This window comes from Caulobacter sp. GW822-FHT07D08 (assembly GCF_058798735.1).
This window is the reverse complement of record NZ_JBXAKU010000001.1, coordinates 296,908-313,591: the sequence shown is the minus strand read 5'-3', so window position 1 is coordinate 313,591 and position 16,684 is coordinate 296,908. Positions and strand designations below refer to the sequence as shown.

Annotated in this window: 18 protein-coding genes and 1 tRNA gene; 10 read left to right on the top strand and 9 right to left on the bottom strand. The window is 62.2% G+C overall.

What is annotated here, in order from left to right; all coding sequences use genetic code 11:
- The first annotated feature begins 710 nt into the window (after positions 1-710).
- On the top strand, positions 711-1,904 hold the full coding sequence (locus AC1RJ9_RS01420; protein WP_492835396.1) for a tyrosine-type recombinase/integrase: 1,194 nt from the start codon (positions 711-713) through the stop codon (positions 1,902-1,904).
- Positions 1,905-2,273: 369 nt separating this feature from the next.
- Here AC1RJ9_RS01420 and AC1RJ9_RS01415 read toward each other — a convergent pair whose 3' ends face one another.
- The 3 genes from AC1RJ9_RS01415 to AC1RJ9_RS01405 form a co-directional block, all read right to left on the bottom strand.
- The gene (locus AC1RJ9_RS01415; protein ID WP_492835398.1) at positions 2,274-3,107 is read right to left on the bottom strand and encodes a hypothetical protein; all 834 of its coding nucleotides are present in this window, start codon (positions 3,105-3,107) and stop codon (positions 2,274-2,276) included.
- Positions 3,104-3,550 (bottom strand): hypothetical protein, encoded by a 447-nt coding sequence (locus tag AC1RJ9_RS01410; protein WP_492835400.1) that lies wholly within the window; start codon positions 3,548-3,550, stop codon positions 3,104-3,106. Before AC1RJ9_RS01410 ends, AC1RJ9_RS01415 begins: the two co-directional genes overlap by 4 nt.
- 118 nt (positions 3,551-3,668) lie before the next feature.
- Complete coding sequence (locus tag AC1RJ9_RS01405; protein ID WP_492835402.1) at positions 3,669-3,869, bottom strand: helix-turn-helix transcriptional regulator; 201 nt, start codon at positions 3,867-3,869, stop codon at positions 3,669-3,671.
- A gap of 544 nt (positions 3,870-4,413) precedes the next feature.
- Here AC1RJ9_RS01405 and AC1RJ9_RS01400 point away from each other — a divergent pair.
- From AC1RJ9_RS01400 to AC1RJ9_RS01385, 4 genes are all read left to right on the top strand, one after another.
- On the top strand, positions 4,414-4,905 hold the full coding sequence (locus AC1RJ9_RS01400; protein ID WP_492835404.1) for a hypothetical protein: 492 nt from the start codon (positions 4,414-4,416) through the stop codon (positions 4,903-4,905).
- Positions 4,906-5,006: 101 nt separating this feature from the next.
- Positions 5,007-5,360, top strand: a complete 354-nt coding sequence (locus tag AC1RJ9_RS01395; protein ID WP_492835406.1) for a HEPN domain-containing protein — start codon at positions 5,007-5,009, stop codon at positions 5,358-5,360.
- Positions 5,360-5,698 carry a sigma factor-like helix-turn-helix DNA-binding protein gene (locus AC1RJ9_RS01390; RefSeq protein ID WP_492835408.1) on the top strand — a complete coding sequence of 113 codons (339 nt, stop codon included), beginning with the start codon at positions 5,360-5,362 and terminating at the stop codon, positions 5,696-5,698. The genes AC1RJ9_RS01395 and AC1RJ9_RS01390 overlap by 1 nt, the downstream gene beginning before the upstream one ends.
- Positions 5,691-6,185, top strand: coding sequence for a hypothetical protein (locus AC1RJ9_RS01385; protein WP_492835410.1), 495 nt, complete (start codon positions 5,691-5,693; stop codon positions 6,183-6,185). The genes AC1RJ9_RS01390 and AC1RJ9_RS01385 overlap by 8 nt, the downstream gene beginning before the upstream one ends.
- Positions 6,186-6,474: 289 nt before the next feature.
- On the opposite strand, the gene AC1RJ9_RS01380 is transcribed toward AC1RJ9_RS01385, so the two are convergent.
- Positions 6,475-6,723 (bottom strand): DUF7662 domain-containing protein, encoded by a 249-nt coding sequence (locus AC1RJ9_RS01380; RefSeq protein WP_492835412.1) that lies wholly within the window; start codon positions 6,721-6,723, stop codon positions 6,475-6,477.
- 156 nt (positions 6,724-6,879) lie between these two features.
- Here AC1RJ9_RS01380 and AC1RJ9_RS01375 point away from each other — a divergent pair, with 156 nt between their 5' ends.
- Positions 6,880-7,308 (top strand): helix-turn-helix domain-containing protein, encoded by a 429-nt coding sequence (locus tag AC1RJ9_RS01375; protein WP_492835414.1) that lies wholly within the window; start codon positions 6,880-6,882, stop codon positions 7,306-7,308.
- A gap of 6 nt (positions 7,309-7,314) precedes the next feature.
- Here the strand turns inward: AC1RJ9_RS01375 and AC1RJ9_RS01370 are convergent, their stop codons facing one another.
- On the bottom strand, positions 7,315-7,563 hold the full coding sequence (locus AC1RJ9_RS01370; protein WP_492835416.1) for a conjugal transfer protein TraD: 249 nt from the start codon (positions 7,561-7,563) through the stop codon (positions 7,315-7,317).
- A gap of 55 nt (positions 7,564-7,618) precedes the next feature.
- Entirely contained in the window at positions 7,619-7,885 is a 267-nt protein-coding gene (locus AC1RJ9_RS01365; protein ID WP_492835417.1) for a conjugal transfer protein TraD, read from the bottom strand.
- 171 nt (positions 7,886-8,056) lie between these two features.
- On the opposite strand from AC1RJ9_RS01365, the gene traA reads away from it, so the two are divergent.
- Entirely contained in the window at positions 8,057-10,927 is a 2,871-nt protein-coding gene (gene traA, locus AC1RJ9_RS01360; protein WP_492835418.1) for a Ti-type conjugative transfer relaxase TraA, read from the top strand.
- Between the two features lie 6 nt (positions 10,928-10,933).
- Positions 10,934-11,611, top strand: a complete 678-nt coding sequence (locus tag AC1RJ9_RS01355) for a DUF6118 family protein (RefSeq protein WP_492835419.1) — start codon at positions 10,934-10,936, stop codon at positions 11,609-11,611.
- Here AC1RJ9_RS01355 and AC1RJ9_RS01350 read toward each other — a convergent pair.
- Positions 11,608-14,445, bottom strand: coding sequence for a class I SAM-dependent DNA methyltransferase (locus AC1RJ9_RS01350; RefSeq protein ID WP_492835420.1), 2,838 nt, complete (start codon positions 14,443-14,445; stop codon positions 11,608-11,610). The two genes, AC1RJ9_RS01355 and AC1RJ9_RS01350, sit on opposite strands and share 4 nt — an antisense overlap.
- A gap of 338 nt (positions 14,446-14,783) precedes the next feature.
- Positions 14,784-14,873 (bottom strand) — tRNA-Ser (locus AC1RJ9_RS01345).
- A gap of 153 nt (positions 14,874-15,026) precedes the next feature.
- Between AC1RJ9_RS01345 and msrA the strand changes: the two genes are divergently transcribed.
- Positions 15,027-15,680: a peptide-methionine (S)-S-oxide reductase MsrA gene (gene msrA / locus AC1RJ9_RS01340; protein WP_492835422.1), complete on the top strand. Its 654-nt coding sequence runs from the start codon at positions 15,027-15,029 to the stop codon at positions 15,678-15,680.
- A complete protein-coding gene (locus AC1RJ9_RS01335) occupies positions 15,680-16,030 on the top strand; it encodes an MmcQ/YjbR family DNA-binding protein (RefSeq protein ID WP_492835424.1) in 351 nt (116 codons plus the stop codon). Before msrA ends, AC1RJ9_RS01335 begins: the two co-directional genes overlap by 1 nt.
- Here AC1RJ9_RS01335 and AC1RJ9_RS01330 read toward each other — a convergent pair.
- Entirely contained in the window at positions 15,996-16,670 is a 675-nt protein-coding gene (locus tag AC1RJ9_RS01330) for a TetR/AcrR family transcriptional regulator (RefSeq protein WP_492835426.1), read from the bottom strand. The genes AC1RJ9_RS01335 and AC1RJ9_RS01330 overlap by 35 nt on opposite strands.
- Between the last annotated feature and the right edge of the window lie 14 nt (positions 16,671-16,684).

Genomic DNA, 16,684 nt, shown 5'->3' with positions numbered 1-16,684 from the left:
GTGGCTGATCCAGCCAGCCGCTCGCATGTTCGCCAGCCGAAGGCGAGACCGGCAGGAGGGGCGCGATCCATCGTTGCCGCTCGGGCAGGCCACAGCGCGATCGGGGCGGCGCCTCTGGACCTGGGCGAGTCCAAGATCAAGAACGGCGCCCAGCGGTGCGGGCGCTCGGCTATGCTTAGAGCTTTTGTCGAACAGGCGATCGAATCCTCCACGCCCCCCGCCGCTTCACGCGGTCTGGCGCGTGTGGATGAATTGGGCCTGTGCGATTCATCTTAATCGCGAAGATTTGGCACGATTGGATGAGGAGTGCAGAGCCGCCGGCGCAACACGCCGACGCTGGCTACGACCCTGCGTTCGCGGCAGATTGAACGGCGCGATTCCCAGCACTAAAATAGCTAAATAAATTCAATATTGTAGTTGGAGTCGGTGGCGGTGAGAGAGTCCGCCAAATCAGTATTCCCATACCGCATCAGAGCATCCCATAACGACCCACTATCGCATTGATTCTAATAGATTTATTTTAGCGCCTGTGTCACTCTGTCCGTCAGCTACCCACCCGATCCTGAGTACAAAATAGGACCGAAAGTGGGACCCGAAGTGGGGCCGAAAATGAGAGTCGGCGAATTTCGCCGGAAGGACAGGCCGGGGCTGCCGGAAGTGGGACCGAGTGGCCTCTGAAAAGTGGGGCCGAACTAAGCTGGAGGCTTGGCATGGGACGTTCACTTCACAAACTGACCGCGATTCAAGCCGCGAAGCTCAGCAAGCCAGGCCGCCACTCCGACGGCGGCGGCCTCTATTTGTCGATCGATGAAAGCGGTCGTCGGCGGTGGGTCTTCATGTACACACGAACCGGTAAGCGCGTTGAACTCGGGCTTGGAGGCCGCCGCGACCTGTCCCTGGCAGACGCGCGCGCTGAAGCGGCAACTTTACGTGCAATGCTGGCGGCGGGCGCCGATCCCAAGGTCGAACGCGCCAGGGATGACAAGGTCCAGACCTTTGGAGCCTGTGCCGACGCGTATGTGGAAGCCATGCAGCCTTCGTGGCGCAACGCTAAGCACGCCGCGCAATGGAAGATGACGCTCACCAAGTACGCTGCGCCGATCCGCGAGCGCCCGGTCAACGACATCACCACGCAGGACGTCCTGGACGTCCTTCAACCGCTGTGGACACGCACGCCCGAGACGGCCGAGCGCCTGCGGGGGCGGATCGAGAACGTCTTGGACGCGGCGAAGGCCAAAGGGTTACGCACTGGCGAGAACCCGGCGCGGTGGCGAGGCCATTTGAACCAGCTCCTGCCCAAGCGGCAGCGCTTGAAGCGCGGGCACCATGCGGCATTGCCTTACGACCTCATGCCCGAGTTTATGGCCAATCTCCGCACACGCAGCGCGGTTGCAGCCCGCGCCTTGGAGTTCTTGATCCTAACCGGCGCGAGATCGGGTGAAGTGCTGGGCGCGACTTGGGATGAGATCGATCTCCAAAAGGAGATCTGGACGGTGCCAGCCGATCGCATGAAGGCCGGCCGCGAACATCGCGTTCCCCTCTCAGGGCGCGCGATGAAGATCATCGCCGAGCGGCTGGAGGTTGGGTCGGTCGGTCATGTGTTCCCAGGCGCGACGGCGGCGTCGGCACTGTCCTCAATGGCCATGGCGATGCTGCTGCGGAGAATGAAAAGCGACATCACCGTGCACGGCTTCCGGTCCACGTTCCGCGATTGGGCATCGGAAACGACGGGCTTCTCACATGAGGTCTGTGAAATGGCATTGGCTCATACAATCGCCAACAAGGCTGAGGCTGCCTACAGGCGTGGCGACCTGTTCGACAAGCGCAGAAAGCTTATGGAGGCTTGGGCTGGTTTTTGTTCAGGCGGTCCGAGACAAAAGGTTGTCGCGTTGCTCCGAGCCTAGCCGGCCCCGCTAGCGCTGGAACTGAGCCATTCGCCACACTGACGAGACCGACGGGCAAAGACGGCTTGGCAGATCATTTCCTTGAGATCGTTGGGCCTAGCGGCTAACGCAGCGCAGCGCCCAGTCCGTCCGTCAACGAGCCCGACTTGACAAAATCGCGGATTTTGCGATTGTGCCTCCGCCTACGTAGATCCTTCGTGCATCCTGATAGACCAGATTTTGGAGTTGGGGTGCCTTTGAGATTGCTCGGCTGGTCCGAAAACCAGAGTTGGAATTACTCTGCGATCCGACCAAACCGCTTCCTGCGCAAGTGACTCGCTAGGCCAAGACGAAGGGATTGCCCAACAGGGCGATCCCTCGTTCCATCAGCTAGGTCACGTCCCCATTGGGAAAGACGTTCGCATGTGAAGCACGCTTTACATATACGCTTCCATGGGGCGGGTGGCAGCCATAGAAGGCGTACTTGCGTATGTCACCTACCGTTTCGACATTGAAATGCAGGTCGTCGGGATAGACGAACCCAAATCGAAACGCCTTGCTCAATCCGCACATCCCGTCATGGGGCGGGCTAGCTGTGCCGGCTCTGGCATGCTTCTCGCGCCCCCGATCAAAGCGCTTCCCCTCTTCATCGACATACACAGGATGAACCTCATCCTTTGAGACTCTTGTCGGCACCTGGAGCTTCCGAAAATCCCTCAAAATCGCATCAAGCGCTCGCGAGAATTGATTCTCGCCCGCGATATCAGAGAAAAGACCGCGCGTAGAATCCATTACCGGCGCTTTAAAATCATTGAGCGGCAATAACAGTGACCGCTTGTATTTCATATCGGAAACTTTATTCACCAAAATACTAAAATCACGGAACGCTCTTTGCAGGAGCGCGGACATTTGGTTTTGCAAGTTTGTTAGCGGTTTTGGTGGACTGTAATCGACAACAAATAACGCGTGCCGAAATCGAGCAAGCAGATCCGCAAAACTTGGCGGAACAAGTAGTATAATGCCGTCAAAATTGTCCGCGATGTTTTCTATCGTATTTATAATCTCGGTTTCGTCCGCCCCTAACTGCGGCTTTAGCGGGATTACAGAGTATGCGAATCCCTCCCAGCGTTTGCGTAGGGCTTCGGGGATTAGGCGCTCCCGATTTGTATTTACTGCGTCATACAGATGATCGTTGGCGCAGACGAAAAGCGCTGCAATCTTCATTTCAAATTGTGGAGCTTCACCAGGAGATCCACAGGAATGTCCACCCTTGCTAGATCATCCTCCGGCAGCCGGCTGAGGATGCCAAGAAGCCGTGCCGCAGGTGAGAAGGCTGAGGCCCGACTAGGTGTAGGCTGCCGCTCATCATTGCCACCAGCTTCGCTTGAAGCCCCCACCTCAGCTTCCTGAAACGAGAAATCCTCGGCCTTCGGGACAAGCGCCACAGCAGCATGATGGTGAGGGTGTGGAACGGCTTTAATGCGTTCGAATTCCGTGGCGAGCACGAACTGGCGAAGCTTTAGCGGCTTGATTAGGGGGCGGTAATCGTCACCCGAAACGGCGAGCTCCGTACCGATCGCGCTCAGCATGTACGGGCCATCTGGCCATTTTTCGATCGCTCGATCTTCGATGAAGCGGATGAATTCCTCTCTGGTCTGTATGGCCATCGTCACCCTTCCTGCTTCATCAGAACGAACGCATGTCATCACAATGCCCGGTCTGCAAGGCCCCTGCTAGGAAGAGCTTCGCTGGCGACGCCATGCTGGTTCATCACCCGTTAGGGCGTCAGCCCGCCTCGGGCCGATATCCGGCAGGATCAGCGATCCAGCGATTGATCGCAGACTCATGCCATCCCGCACCGTGGACGCTGATCGGGACCTGGCGGGGAAAGGTGCCCTCCCCGATCTTCCGGTAAAGGGTCGATCGGCTGAGGCCCGTGCGCGCCAGAACGGTCTTGAGGCGGACGATGCGGTCGAGGTCGGCCATCGTTTTAAGCTCCACAGATTGGGATCTGAAGGCAATCGGTGGGCCAGAATTGGATCGCTCGCCGCTGGCGGCAAGGCCTCGCGGGGTCAGATCGTACTCCAGGAAACAAAGACAGGCCCTAGGCGCCTCTAGCGAAGGTAAAACCGTACCTTCATGACGGCGGGCGGGTACTCAATGGGGCTGGGCGGGGTTTGCTGCGGCGCTTCCGTACTATTTCTTAAGCCGAACACCAGGGCCTGCAGTTTCATCAGCCATCTGGAAAATGACGCCCGCCGCCTCAAGTGCGCTACGCACAGCCTCGACGTTATCGACAGAACTGCGACCAGGCCCGACCGCACTTTCCATTCGCCGGATTGTCGGCAGCGATAGGCCTGCGGCCTCCGCAAGCTTTGGCCCACTCCAGTCCACGAGGGCTCGCGCGGCCCGAATTTGAGCGGCCGTCAGCATGCCGTTTTATTATTAGTAAAGCCCATGATATTTTTCGCTTGTCGAATAGCGTCGTTGGTGATACTAAAGGAGTAATGCACATTCAGGACTAGATGTCATGGACTCGCGCCCCAAGGCGGAGAGTGCGGACGTGCGCGCGCGCCAACCATCCCGGCGCTTCGTGCTCGCTGGCGGCTCCGCAGCACCCTTTGTCACAGGTGCCGCCGCCGGTAGTACCGACCCGGCGGTCGCGAGATGCGCTCGCTGGCTTGCTATCGACGCTGAACAGCGCCGCCTGCAACTTGAATGGGGCACGCTGGAAGGCTGGCTGATTACCAACCGCAGTTGGTACAAACTCACCCCCGCCAAGCAGGCCGAAATCCCCGAGGGTGCCAGGCTCGCCGAGATTGATGCGCGGCTTGATGTGCTGGAGGTAGAGGGACACGCCCTCCTCAAAGCCATGCGGCCGAAGCCAGCGAGAAGCATCGAGGCAGTCATCGCCAACCTGTCGGTGGCGGCGCACCTGATCTTCGTGGAGGACCACCCCGAGGCGCACGGCCTGATCACGCGCGCCGTCCGCGATCTCACCGCCTTCTCCGGTGGAAAGTGACCCGCCGCGTCCCGCGACGACGGGACGGCGCCAACCGCCCACTGGCGGTAACGTTTCGCCGTAACGCCGCTGGCTTCCACCGAGGCGCCGAGGCGGTGCTGATGCGACACCACGAAGGCGCCCGCTACTTCCTGGCCATCGCCATCGAACTGGCGCTGAAGGCATACCTGCTAGACCGAGGGATCAGCGACGACTGGAACCGTGTCTATATCCGGCACGATCTCGTCAAAGCGCTCCGGTACGCGAGGCGCGCGGGCTTCACCGGCGCTCCCGCCACGCTCCCCGAACTCGCCGCGCTCCTCAGCCCTTACTATAGCGTCCACGCCATCTCAGAGATGTCGCCGCAAGTCATCGGATCGGTCTGCTGGGTGGAGGCTTGCGAAACTGTCGGCGCGCTCATCGGCGCCGTCGTTGAGGCTGCCGGGGCGGATGGTTGTCGAGAAGGCGCAGCGTGATGGCCCGCCTTCGCTTGCCTTGGCCGCTTGTCGTCAGCCAGTGGTGGCGCTGGCGACATCCTAGTCTCTGGCGAGGCCGGGCCTTCGATCCGGACAACACTCAGCAGGTCATGTCCTACGCGGTCTTGCGGCTTCGCCAGGAGATGCGAGACGTTTTCCTGCTCAATCACATCAAGGCGCTCGACTACGCGCTGATCGCCCGTCACCTCGATCTCTCCATTACCGGCGTCCAGGCGCACTTAGCCGACGCGCTCTATGAGATCTCGCGCACGATCGATCTGATCGAGCGCGCCCGTCCTGCATCCAAACTGTCCAAAGCGGAGCATCCCGATGTCTGACGACAAGGGGCCATTCGCCGTATCGCGGCGTGTCGTGATCGGCGCCGCCAGCGCGGCGCCCGTAGTCAGTAGCGCCGGCGGCGTCGCACCGGCCGACCCCGTCGTGGCGCGCTGCGCCGAGTGGACGGCGCTCGACGCGGAGATCGACCGCCTGGGTCTGCGCTGGTCGGAGCTGGAGAACATCTTGGTGCGGCAGAAGCGCTGGGAGCGCATGACGCCCGAAGAGCGCGGGGAGCTACTGCCTTCCGAGGAGATGGACGCCATCGACAAACAGATGGAACCGCTGTTCGAGCAGCGGGAGGCGTGGCTGGAGGTTCTTCCCACTGTGCGCGCCACCGACATCCACGGCGTCGTCGCCAAGCTGGAAGTGGCGCTGAGGGTCATGGTTCACCAGCAGGGCGACGGCTACGACCTCTTCAAGGCGACGATGGAAGAGCTGCGCACCGCCCGCTGTCCGAACTGTGGGGCGCCCGTTTGCAAGCGCTAGCCACGCCCCTCCGGCAACCGCCTTGCCCACCCCACCCTGCGGGAGCCAGGACAGGAACGGTCGGTGCTCGCCCTGGAGCGCTTGGAGAGCCTCTGCCGGGCGGGATGGTGCGGGTCAAGGGCGGCTTCGCCGTCGCTCCGCGAGACGCCCGTAGGGCGTCCCCTTGACGCGCACCAGCCCGTCCGGCCCTTGTTCCACCAAGCGATCCAGGGCGTCTTGTCTCCGAGCGAAGGTCGGCGACGGCAGCAAGTCCGATGGCCGGCCGGCCAGGCCCAGCCAAGCGGCCCAGTCAGCGCACGCGCTTGAAGCGGACACGGTCCTTGCCCGCGATGAGAAAGGCGTCATAGCCGGCGTCGCGCCAGGCCTTCCGCTGCACTTGGCTCGTGTAGGGATCGGTGGTGTTGGCCCACCATTGCTGACGGGCCGCGCTCTTCGGCAGCATGGCGCCAAGGATGAGTTCGATCTCGGCGAAGGTCAGTTCGAGTTCGTCTTGACGTTGGCGACGCAGATGACCCGACAGGGGATCGTACTTGGACATTCCCCAGCATCGCCGATTGGTCCGGACACGTCGAATCGACACGCGACTAGCGCGAGTGGAGAACGACCTTGAAAAGCCACGCTTCGGGGCGTTTTTGCGCCGCAAGCACTTTCTCGGATCGGTGGCGTTGCCGGCGAACCGACCATGGAGATTTTCGTGACCGATACGCCTGAAGCCCGCACGCCCAACGTCGTCGATATCCACGTCGGAGGCCGCGTGCGCATGCGCCGTAAGATGTTGGGCGTCAGTCAGGAGGCGCTGGCTGACGCGCTGAAGCTCACCTTCCAGCAGGTGCAGAAGTATGAGCGCGGCGCCAACCGCGTCAGCGCCAGCAAGCTCTACGACATCGCAAAGACGCTTCAGGTCCCGGTGTCGTTCTTCTTCGAAGGCCTCGCTGACCCGACGACCAACGAGGTCGACGAAGTTGGCGCCGCTGCCGAGCGTGTCGTCACCGAGTTCCTCAACACGCCCGAAGGCCTGGAACTGGCTGAGATGTTCCCGAAGATCGGCCGGGGTCGCGTCCGTCGCCAGGTTCTCGATCTCGTGCGCGCCATGGCCGACGACGAAAGCCGGGACAAGACCTGACAGCTCTTAGCGGATCTCCGACGCCGAGCGGGATTCAGCCTCGAATGCCCGCTTTCCGCCGCGTCGCCAGAGCGCCAGGGTGTGCTCAGCGTCGTCGGCTTTGAGCATGGTCGCCAGGAACGTGAAGGCGCCGTAGAGCGCGGCACGATCATCGTGGGTCAGCTCGACGAGGCCAGCCTTTTGCACCAGGCCACCTAGCTCGATCAGGTGGCGGGTGCGCTCGCGCCGTTTCACCACCCAGACCCGCGTGTCCATGCGGGCTCGGCGGGCTTCCAGGCGATGGCGCGCAGCCTTGGCCCGGCGTTCTGCGTCATTGCTCACCACCAGCGCCAGGCGCAGGGGCGTTCGACCCACCGCGAAAGAACCCGGCGCCGCGCTTCCTCCAGCCTTCCTTGCGCGCGGCGTTTCCGGCGTCGGCCAGATCCAACAGCCCGCCGGCCAGAGTGTCGATGTCGAGAGCGTCGGCGCCGGTGGCGATCACCAGCTCGCCAAGCTGCCGAACCTTACGATCCTTCAGGGTCTTGGCCCTGTCTTCGAGGCTCTTCAGTTCGGCGTCGAAGTCACGTGGTTTGCGCATCTCAAGTCTCCGGTTCGGATGATGCGCTGATCGTAAAACAGGCCGTCCGGGAAGGCTGTAAGGTCGCCGGAACACACTGGGACGGCCTCGTCCCTCCCGAGATTCTTTCTTGGGAGGGCGCGCTTATACGTCGTGCCGACGTGCGCTCAGGATAGTAAGTGGTCTGTCGCCATGGCGATCTACCACTTCAGCGTCAAAGTCATAAGCCGCGCTACCGGGGCCAGCGCCGTGGCCTCGGCCGCCTATCGCTCGGCCTCGCGGCTGCGCGACGAGCGGCTGGATCGCGACCACGACTTCACCAACAAGAGCGGCGTCGTCCATTCCGAGGTCATGCTGCCGGACGGCGCGCCCGAGCACCTGGCCGACCGCGCCACGCTGTGGAACGCGGTCGAGGCGGGCGAAAAGCGCAAGGACGCCCAGATGTCCCGCGAGGTCGAGTTCGCCATCCCCCGCGAGATGGACCAGGCCCAGGGGATCGAACTGGCCCGCGACTTCGTCCAGCGCGAGATGGTCGATCGCGGCATGGTCGCCGATCTCAATGTGCATTGGGACATCGGCCCTGACGGCCTGGCCAAGCCCCACGCCCACGTCATGCTGTCGATGCGCGAAGTGGGCGAAGACGGCTTCGGCGCCAAGGTGCGGGATTGGAACCGCACCGAATTGGTCGAGCATTGGCGCGAGGCCTGGGCCGATCACGCCAATGAGCGGCTGGCACAGCTCGACATCGACGCGCGGATCGATCACCGCAGCCTGGACGCCCAGGGCATCGACCTTGAGCCACAGCACAAGATCGGTCCGGCCGCCGGACGCAGGGCCGATGAGGGCCTGGAGGCTGAGCGGCTCGACGAGCACCACGAAATCGCGCGGGCCAATGGCGAGCGGATCATCGCCGATCCGCGCATCGCCCTAGACGCCATCACCAAGCAGCAGGCCACCTTCACCCGCCGCGATCTGGCGATGTTCATTCACCGCCATTCGGACGGGAAGGACCAGTTCGATCGCGCCATGGGCGCGGTGCAGGCCTCGCCCGAACTCGTCACCCTGGGCCAGGACGGACGCGGCCAGGACCGGTTCACCAGCCTCGAGATGATCGCGGTCGAAGATCGCCTGCATCGGGCTTCGGCTTTGATGGCGGAGCGCCGGGCGCATCGGGTCAGCGAGCTGGATCAGCGCCGCGCCCTGGCCCGCGCCGAGCAGCGCGGTCTCGTTCTATCGGGGGAGCAGAAGACGGCGTTCGAGCACGTCACCGCGACCCGCGATCTCGGCGTCATCGTCGGCTATGCCGGCGCGGGCAAGTCGGCGCTGCTGGGCGTGGCGCGGGAAGCCTGGGAAGACGCCGGCTATCGCGTTCAGGGCCTGGCCTTGTCGGGCATCGCCGCCGAGAATCTGGAGGGCGGATCGGGCATCGGCTCGCGCACCATCGCCAGCCTGGAGCATCAGTGGGCGCAAGGCCGCGAGCTGCTGGACGCCCGCGACGTGCTGGTGATCGACGAGGCCGGCATGATTGGCTCTCGGCAGATGAAGCGGCTGTTGTCGGCCGCCGAGAAGGCCGGGGCCAAGGTGGTGCTGGTCGGCGATCCCGAGCAGCTCCAGGCGATCGAGGCCGGCGCGGCCTTCCGGTCGATCGCCGAGCGTCATAGCCACGTCGAGATCACTCAGGTTCGCCGTCAGCACGAGGGCTGGCAGCGCGACGCCACCCGGCATCTGGCCACCGGACGCACGGGCGAGGCGCTGGCCGCGTATGAGACGCACGGCATGGTCCACGCGGCCGAGACTCGAGACCAGGCGCGCGAGGATCTGGTCGAGCGCTGGGACCGTGAGCGCGTGGCCGAGCCAGGCAAGAGCCGGATCATCCTTACCCACACCAACGACGAGGTGCGTGATCTCAATCTGACAGCGCGGGAGCGGCTCCGGCAGGCCGGCGCGTTGGGCGAAGACGTGACGGTCAGGGCCGAGCGCGGCGAGCGCGTGTTCGCGGCCGGCGATCGGCTGATGTTCCTGAAAAACGATCGTAGGCTGGGGGGCGCCGGGGGCGTGAAGAACGGCATGCTCGGCGAGATCGAGCAGGTCTCGCCGACACAGATGACCGTGCGGCTCGACGCCGGGCGATCCGTCTCCTTCGACCTGAAGGACTACGCCCAGGTCGACCACGGCTATGCGGCGACCATCCACAAGAGCCAGGGCGTCACGGTCGATCGCGCCCATGTGCTGGCGACACCCGGCTTGGACCGCCACGGCGCTTACGTCGCCCTGTCGCGGCACCGCGACAGCGTCCAGATCCACTACGGTCGCGATGAGTTCGAGGATCTCGGCAACCTGACTCGCGTGCTGTCGCGCGAGCGAGCCAAGGACATGGCCAGCGACTTCGCCGAGCGACGCGACATTCACGTGCCGGCGTCGATGCGGTCGAAGGACCCGCCGCAGCGCCAGCGCGGGATGTTCGATGGGTTCAAGCCGATCAGCCCGGCGCGTCAGCCGATGGCGCCGGCGCGGGAGGTTGGGCAGTTCGACCAGCATCGCACGATTGAGCGTCACGCCCGCGCCGCGGCCGATGTCATGCGGATGAACGACCGCAGCTTGCCGGTGCTGGCTCATCAGCGGCGGGCGCTGGTGGAAGCGCGCGAGGCCTTGGCTGAGGTTGGCCCGCATGCGGCCAAGGATCTGGAGCGGGCGTACCTGCGCGAGCCGGGTCTGGCCAACGAGGTGGGGTCTGGCGGTACCCAGCGAGCGATCAGGGCCCTCCAGCTCGAGGCGGAGGTTCGAGCCGATCCGAGCCTTCGGGCCGATCGCTTCGTCCAGCGTTGGCAGGGCCTGGAGCGGCAGCGCACCGCTCTGCACCGCGAGGGCGACATGGCCGGCGCCCGACAGGTCAAGGAGCGCATGAGCGCCATGGCCAAGAGCTTGGAGCGCGATCCGCAGGTGGAGTCGCTGCTGCGTGGCCGGCGGGCCGAGCTTGGGCTGCCTTCCGACCTGGGGCGCAACGTCGGGCAAGGGCTGACGGAATACCTCGGCATCGGCCGTGGGCGCGGGCTTGGCATCTAGGAGGAGATGATGGAGCAAGATGTTGGACCGGCGGAGTCGCCCGACGCGGCGGCGGCGTTCGAGGCGCTACGCCGGGAGGTGGCGTTGCTGAATGTCGCCGTGGCTGGGCTTGCGGCCGAGCGGACGCCCGCGCCGGACTACAGTGAGACGCTGGGCGAGATCGCTCAAGGCGTGAGGGTCGCGGTCGGGCGGCTTGGCAAGGTGATGACCAGTCACTCCTTTGCCCTGAGCCCGGCAGACCTGGCGCGGCAGATCGCGGCGGCGGGCGACGAGGCGCGCCGGCAGGACCGCGCGGCGATTCATCAGGCTCAGGAAGCGCTTCAGCGCTCCGCTCGCGATCTCGATGGGTGGATTGATCGGGCGCGGCTGGCCAGCTTGCGGAACTGGCGGCTGGTTCAGGCAGCAAGCGCCGGGGCATTTGCGGGGGTACTTCTGGGCGTTCTGCTTCCTGGCGCTGTGGCCCGGTCGGCACCAGAGAAGTGGGCTTGGCCTGAACGATTGGCCGCGCATGTCCTACGACGCGACCTTTGGGCCGCTGGCGACCGGCTACTAGAGACGGCCGACGTTCGAAGGTGGCAAAGTCGCCTCGATGCTGAGGCGTTCGTTGTCCAGAACCGCAACGCACGGGCCCAGTGTTCTCAGGTCCCACAACCGTGCGAGCGTCACCGACCTACGCGCCCCTAACCATGTGCTTTCCGTCGCCTGGACGTCGCGGTCTTGGCATTCGCACGTGTTGTATCAAGGGGAGCAGCGCTGTGCTCAAAGAGCTCGAATAACAATTCGACACGCTCTCGCTCAAAGCGGAAGCCGGAGCGTCGATACAGTCGATCAACGGCCTTATCCAAATTGTCGTGAGCTTTCCGGAGAGACGGAGGCATGCTGTCGGGATCGTACAAATCGTCTAGATTTTTGTCCGGATACGATGCTCGCGCGTCGAGGACGCCTTGCGCCAACTCCTCGATCTTCGCTGCTTGGGCATCAGTCATTTCTGGCCAGGGGAAGGAATTGTATACAGCCGGCGCATAGCTGTAGCGGCTCTCAAGTCTACCAGCGACGGTGCGCATCCAAGCCATGTGCATTGCAGACGTCAGGATGCCGAAATACAATAACGGTGCCCCAGGGATGATTTGCAGCTTGTTAGAGGCAATTACCTTTGGCCCAATAACCATCATGGGAATGTATTCACGATTTTCGGAAGATACCTCTGGCACTCCCAAATAATCAACGCTCGGCTGCCGATCTTGCGTGAACAGTGTAGGATACTTTGCGTATGCCTGCACACTCAAGGTTGGACTTTGCAGTCTTCCTTTTCGCACGCGTTCAAGGCGCTCTTGAATAGGCTTGGACTGCCGTATTTCTGTTGGATCGGCATCTTTGAGCCAGAGGCACCAACGCCATTGGCCTGATATCATCTCCTCCCCACCGACGAATGGGCGCAGCCACTTTTTCGCCGAGGGATCTGCGGCCAACAGCGCCTTCCGATCTTCTGCCTCAAGGATGAGGTTGCTCGTGGTGATGTAACCACCGCCGGGCTTTTTTAAGCGGGCACCATCCGTTGGCTGGCTCCCCTTGTGCATTTTAAGGCGGCCTGCCGGGGGACTCGATCGAGCCGGCACGGAATACTGCGGACCATCGATAAGATAACCATTGATCCTGGAAACAGTTGAGGCGTGCGGGTCCCCACGAACGTGGTCGTATTCAAATATGATGCGGCTCGAGCATTCCCTGTAAGTCAGCCCGATGATCACGCAGTGGACAGCGGCCTTGCCGCGCGCCTCATTGTTCCATTGAAAGGTGCGGTGAGCAAAATGGATCGACATTCCGGTCGAGAAAATAAACGGCCATAGAATCCCAGCCTGCTCTCCTTGAGTAATAGAGTTTGTAGAAACAAAGGCGACGTCTATATCCTTATTTTCCGCCGCATAATCAGCAGCTTTCTTGAACCAGCAAGTAACGTAATCTAGGCGGTTAAACTGTCCATCAGTACCCCAAATGCGAGCCATATCGCGCTGCTGGCTTGGGGTCCGATATTGGTGACCTCGGAAGGGCGGGTTCCCGAAAACGAAAGTCGCCTCTGCTGGTGAAAGAACATCTGACCAGTCCAAATCGAGCGCATTCCCCACTTTGATGTGAGGCGATCGCCGCAGAGGTATGCGGGCGTAGCTTTGACCAAATTCAGTGCTGAGATAATTGTTCATGATGTGGTCCATCATCCACATCGCCGACTCCGCAATACGGGCCGGGAATTCGTCGATCTCAATACCGAAAAACTGATCTACGTTGACGACCGACAGCTCAGTTACATCAAGGTGAGACTGGAACTCCCCAAGCTCGTCGCGCTGATAGTCAACAAGCTCGCGAATAACCTCAAGCTCTAAGCGCCGAATTTCACGGTATGCGATGATAAGGAAATTTCCACATCCGCAAGCCGGGTCAAAGAACTTCAACCCTGACAACCGGGACTGAAATCGTTGAAGCTCCACTCGGCGGCGACTGTCCTTACGAGACTTCAACCTCACAAACTCTTCGCGCAAATCGTCGAGGAAAAGAGTATGAATAACCTTCAGGATGTTGGTTTCGTTTGTATAGTGAGCGCCTTGATTGCGTCGCTCTTCTGCGTTCATCACCGACTGAAAGAGCGAACCGAAGATTGCCGGCGAGATTTCAGACCAATCGAACCGACACGCGTCCAGCAAACGCTGCCGCATTTCCGAATTGAAAGCGGGGAGCCGAAGCGTCTCTGAGAAGAGATCGCCGTTGATGTAAGGAAACGCACCCAGGTCCTCGTCCTGGGTTTTAGGGCGACTATCTTTATGGGTATCGAGCGTCTGAAATAGTTGAGCAATCCAGCCTGCAAGATCAGACCCATCCTCGCTCGTACGATTTTCGATAAATTCTTCGAAAATTCCCCTTGGCTCGAATATACCAGTATCGTCTGCAAATAGACAAAACACTATGCGAACAAGGAAGCGCTCGAGATCATGCCCCTTGTATCCTGAATCCTCTAGAGCATCATGCAGAAAGCCAACTAGCTCGGAAGCTTTTATGTTGACCGGGTCCTGGTCTTTGAACGCTCGTCGCTGAACCCCAGTTATGAAGCCGAACTTATCTACATGCTTTGGTAAGTCAGTGAGAGAGAATTTAAGAAACTCGTCACTCTCGAGGTCATACAGCTCAAATGACTGAAAATCGCTTAGCAGAATATATCGAGGCAGTTCAGAATCTTTTAGCCCAGGGAAGTAACCAAGCGCTTGAGTCTTGGCCTTCTTCAAGTCTCGCCCGGCACTCTTCTGCTCAACCAGCAGCACGCCCTTCCAAAAAAGGTCGATGAAACCCCGCTTTTCACCGAGGTTCTTTACTGGCTCTTCGAAGCTGGCAACGCGCCGTACAGGCACGCCAAAAACCTCGAAGAAATCTCTGTAAAAGAGCTGCGTCTGTCCCTTTTCGTAGCCATGCCCCTGCCAGTCGCGCGCGAAAATCGCCGCGCGGGCGCGTATCTCATTCCATGACAGTCGCATTTACATTCCTGTGGCCCAAAGGGCGCAGAATCGAGACGTGTAAAAGAAAGGGGACTCAGCCTTAGCGGCGTCTATGGTTAAGGTCGAGGGCACAGTCCTCCATGCGCTTCTTCGCTGCGACGTGCCGAAAAGAGCTGAATGCAACATGACAGCGATGGCTCGCCCGACCGTACACAAGAGCAAACAGCTCGGCCCCTTTTTGGATGGGCGGCAAAAATCCACAGGAAAGATTTGCTGATCCTGTATCCGCCACAGCCGTCGGCAAGTAGGGCCGGGAGTGGGGCCGAAATCCTGGGGAGAGAAATTAGTAAGATATGCCAATATCTTACGCAAGGCGGTGGCGGTGAGAGAGGGATTCGAACCCTCGATAGAGTTTCCCCTATACACGCGTTCCAGGCGTGCGCCTTCAACCACTCGGCCACCTCACCAGCGCACGACGAGTCGGGGGTGGTTGAGACCCCCGGCGCGGGAAGGCGCGCAATATACTCAGGGACCGACAGGTAGCAAGCGCGTTCCCGGATGAAACCGGCGACACGAGCGTTTATATCGAGGCGCAGGAATTCCCGCCCCGAAAGGCCGCCATGCTGTCGTCCGCCAAGACCCTCGATATGCCCTCCGCCGACACGGCCCTGCCGGGGCGCCCGGAGCCGATCCCGACGGCGGAGACGCACTTCATCAACGGCCATCCGCTGAAGGGTCCCTATCCGGACGGCCTGGAGACGACGGTTCTGGCCATGGGCTGCTTCTGGGGCGTCGAGCGGGTGTTCTGGGGGATCCCGGGCGTCTATGTGACCGCCGCCGGCTATGCGGCCGGGATCACGCCGAACCCGACCTATGAGGAGGTCTGCACCGGCCGCACCGGGCACACCGAGGTCGTCCTGGTGGTGTTCGACCCGAGGGTCGTCACCTATGAGGCGCTGCTGAAGACCTTCTGGGAGAATCACGACCCGACTCAGGGCATGCGCCAGGGCGGCGACATCGGCACGCAGTACCGCTCCGGCCTCTATGTCACCAACGACGCCCAGGCCGCCGCGGCCGCGGCGTCGAAGGAGGCCTATCAGCAGGCCCTGTCGGCCAAGGGCCTGGGCGACATCACGACCGAGATCGCCGTCGCTGGCCCGTTCTATTTCGCCGAGGACTATCACCAGCAGTACCTGGCCAAGAACCCGGACGGCTATTGCGGCATCGGCGGCACGGGCGTGGTCTGCCCGATCGGCGTGGGCGTTTCGGCCTGATGACCCCGGAAGCGTTCGACAAGGCGTGCCTGGCGCTGCGGGGCGCGACGGTCTCGATCCAGTGGGGGAGCGACCACGTCTTCAAGGTGGGCGGCAAGATGTTCGCCGTCCGCGGCGAGGGCGTCACCCTGGGCGGCGGTATATCCTTCAAGGCCTCGGACGTGGCGTTCGAGGTGTTGACCGAGACCGGCCGCGCGAGACCCGCGCCTTACCTGGCCCGCGCGCGGTGGGTGCACTTTCCGGAGTTGCCCGCGCTGGACGCCGACGAGGTGGCCGACTGGCTCAGGACCGCCCACGGCCTGATCGCCGCCAGGCTCACCCGCAAGCTTCGGGCGGAGCTGGGGCTTTAGGACCGGCCAGGCCCTTCATGGCCAAGACCTCGATGGCCTCCAGCAGGCGCTGGTTGGTCAGGCCCGGCGTCTCCGGAGCCCACTTGGTCAGCCAGATCAGCATGCCCACCATCAACTGCACCACGAGGGCCGGCTCGCACGGCGCGATGGTGCCGTCGACCATACCCTCCTCCAGGAAACGCTCCAGCCGCCGGGACAGCCGCCCGGTCCAGGCCTCGATCGCCTGGCGCTGGTCCTGGTCCAGATAGGAGCTGTCGCCGAAATAGAGCTGCGGCCCGTTGTCGACGGCGTCGTCCAGCAAGGCGCTCAGAAAACGCCGCAGCTTGCACAGGCCCGTGCCGCCGTCGGCGTCGACCTTGACCAGGATGGTCTCGAACCGTTCCAGCGACCGCTGGTGGCCGGCATAGGCCAGGGCCTGCTTGTTGGGGAAGTAGTAGTAGAGCGCCGCGTCCTTGAGATCGAGGGCGGCGGCGATGTCGGTCATCGTGGCCGCCGCGAAGCCCTTGGCGTTGATGATCTCGATGGCCGCGCGAAGGATCGCCTCGCGCTTCTTCACTGACTTCTGGCTCTGCGCCATCGGCCTGACATCGTCCCCATGACTCCGGGGCGTCAGGACCAGAGGGTCTCCGCCCTTAGCCAACCGCTGTCTCTCCT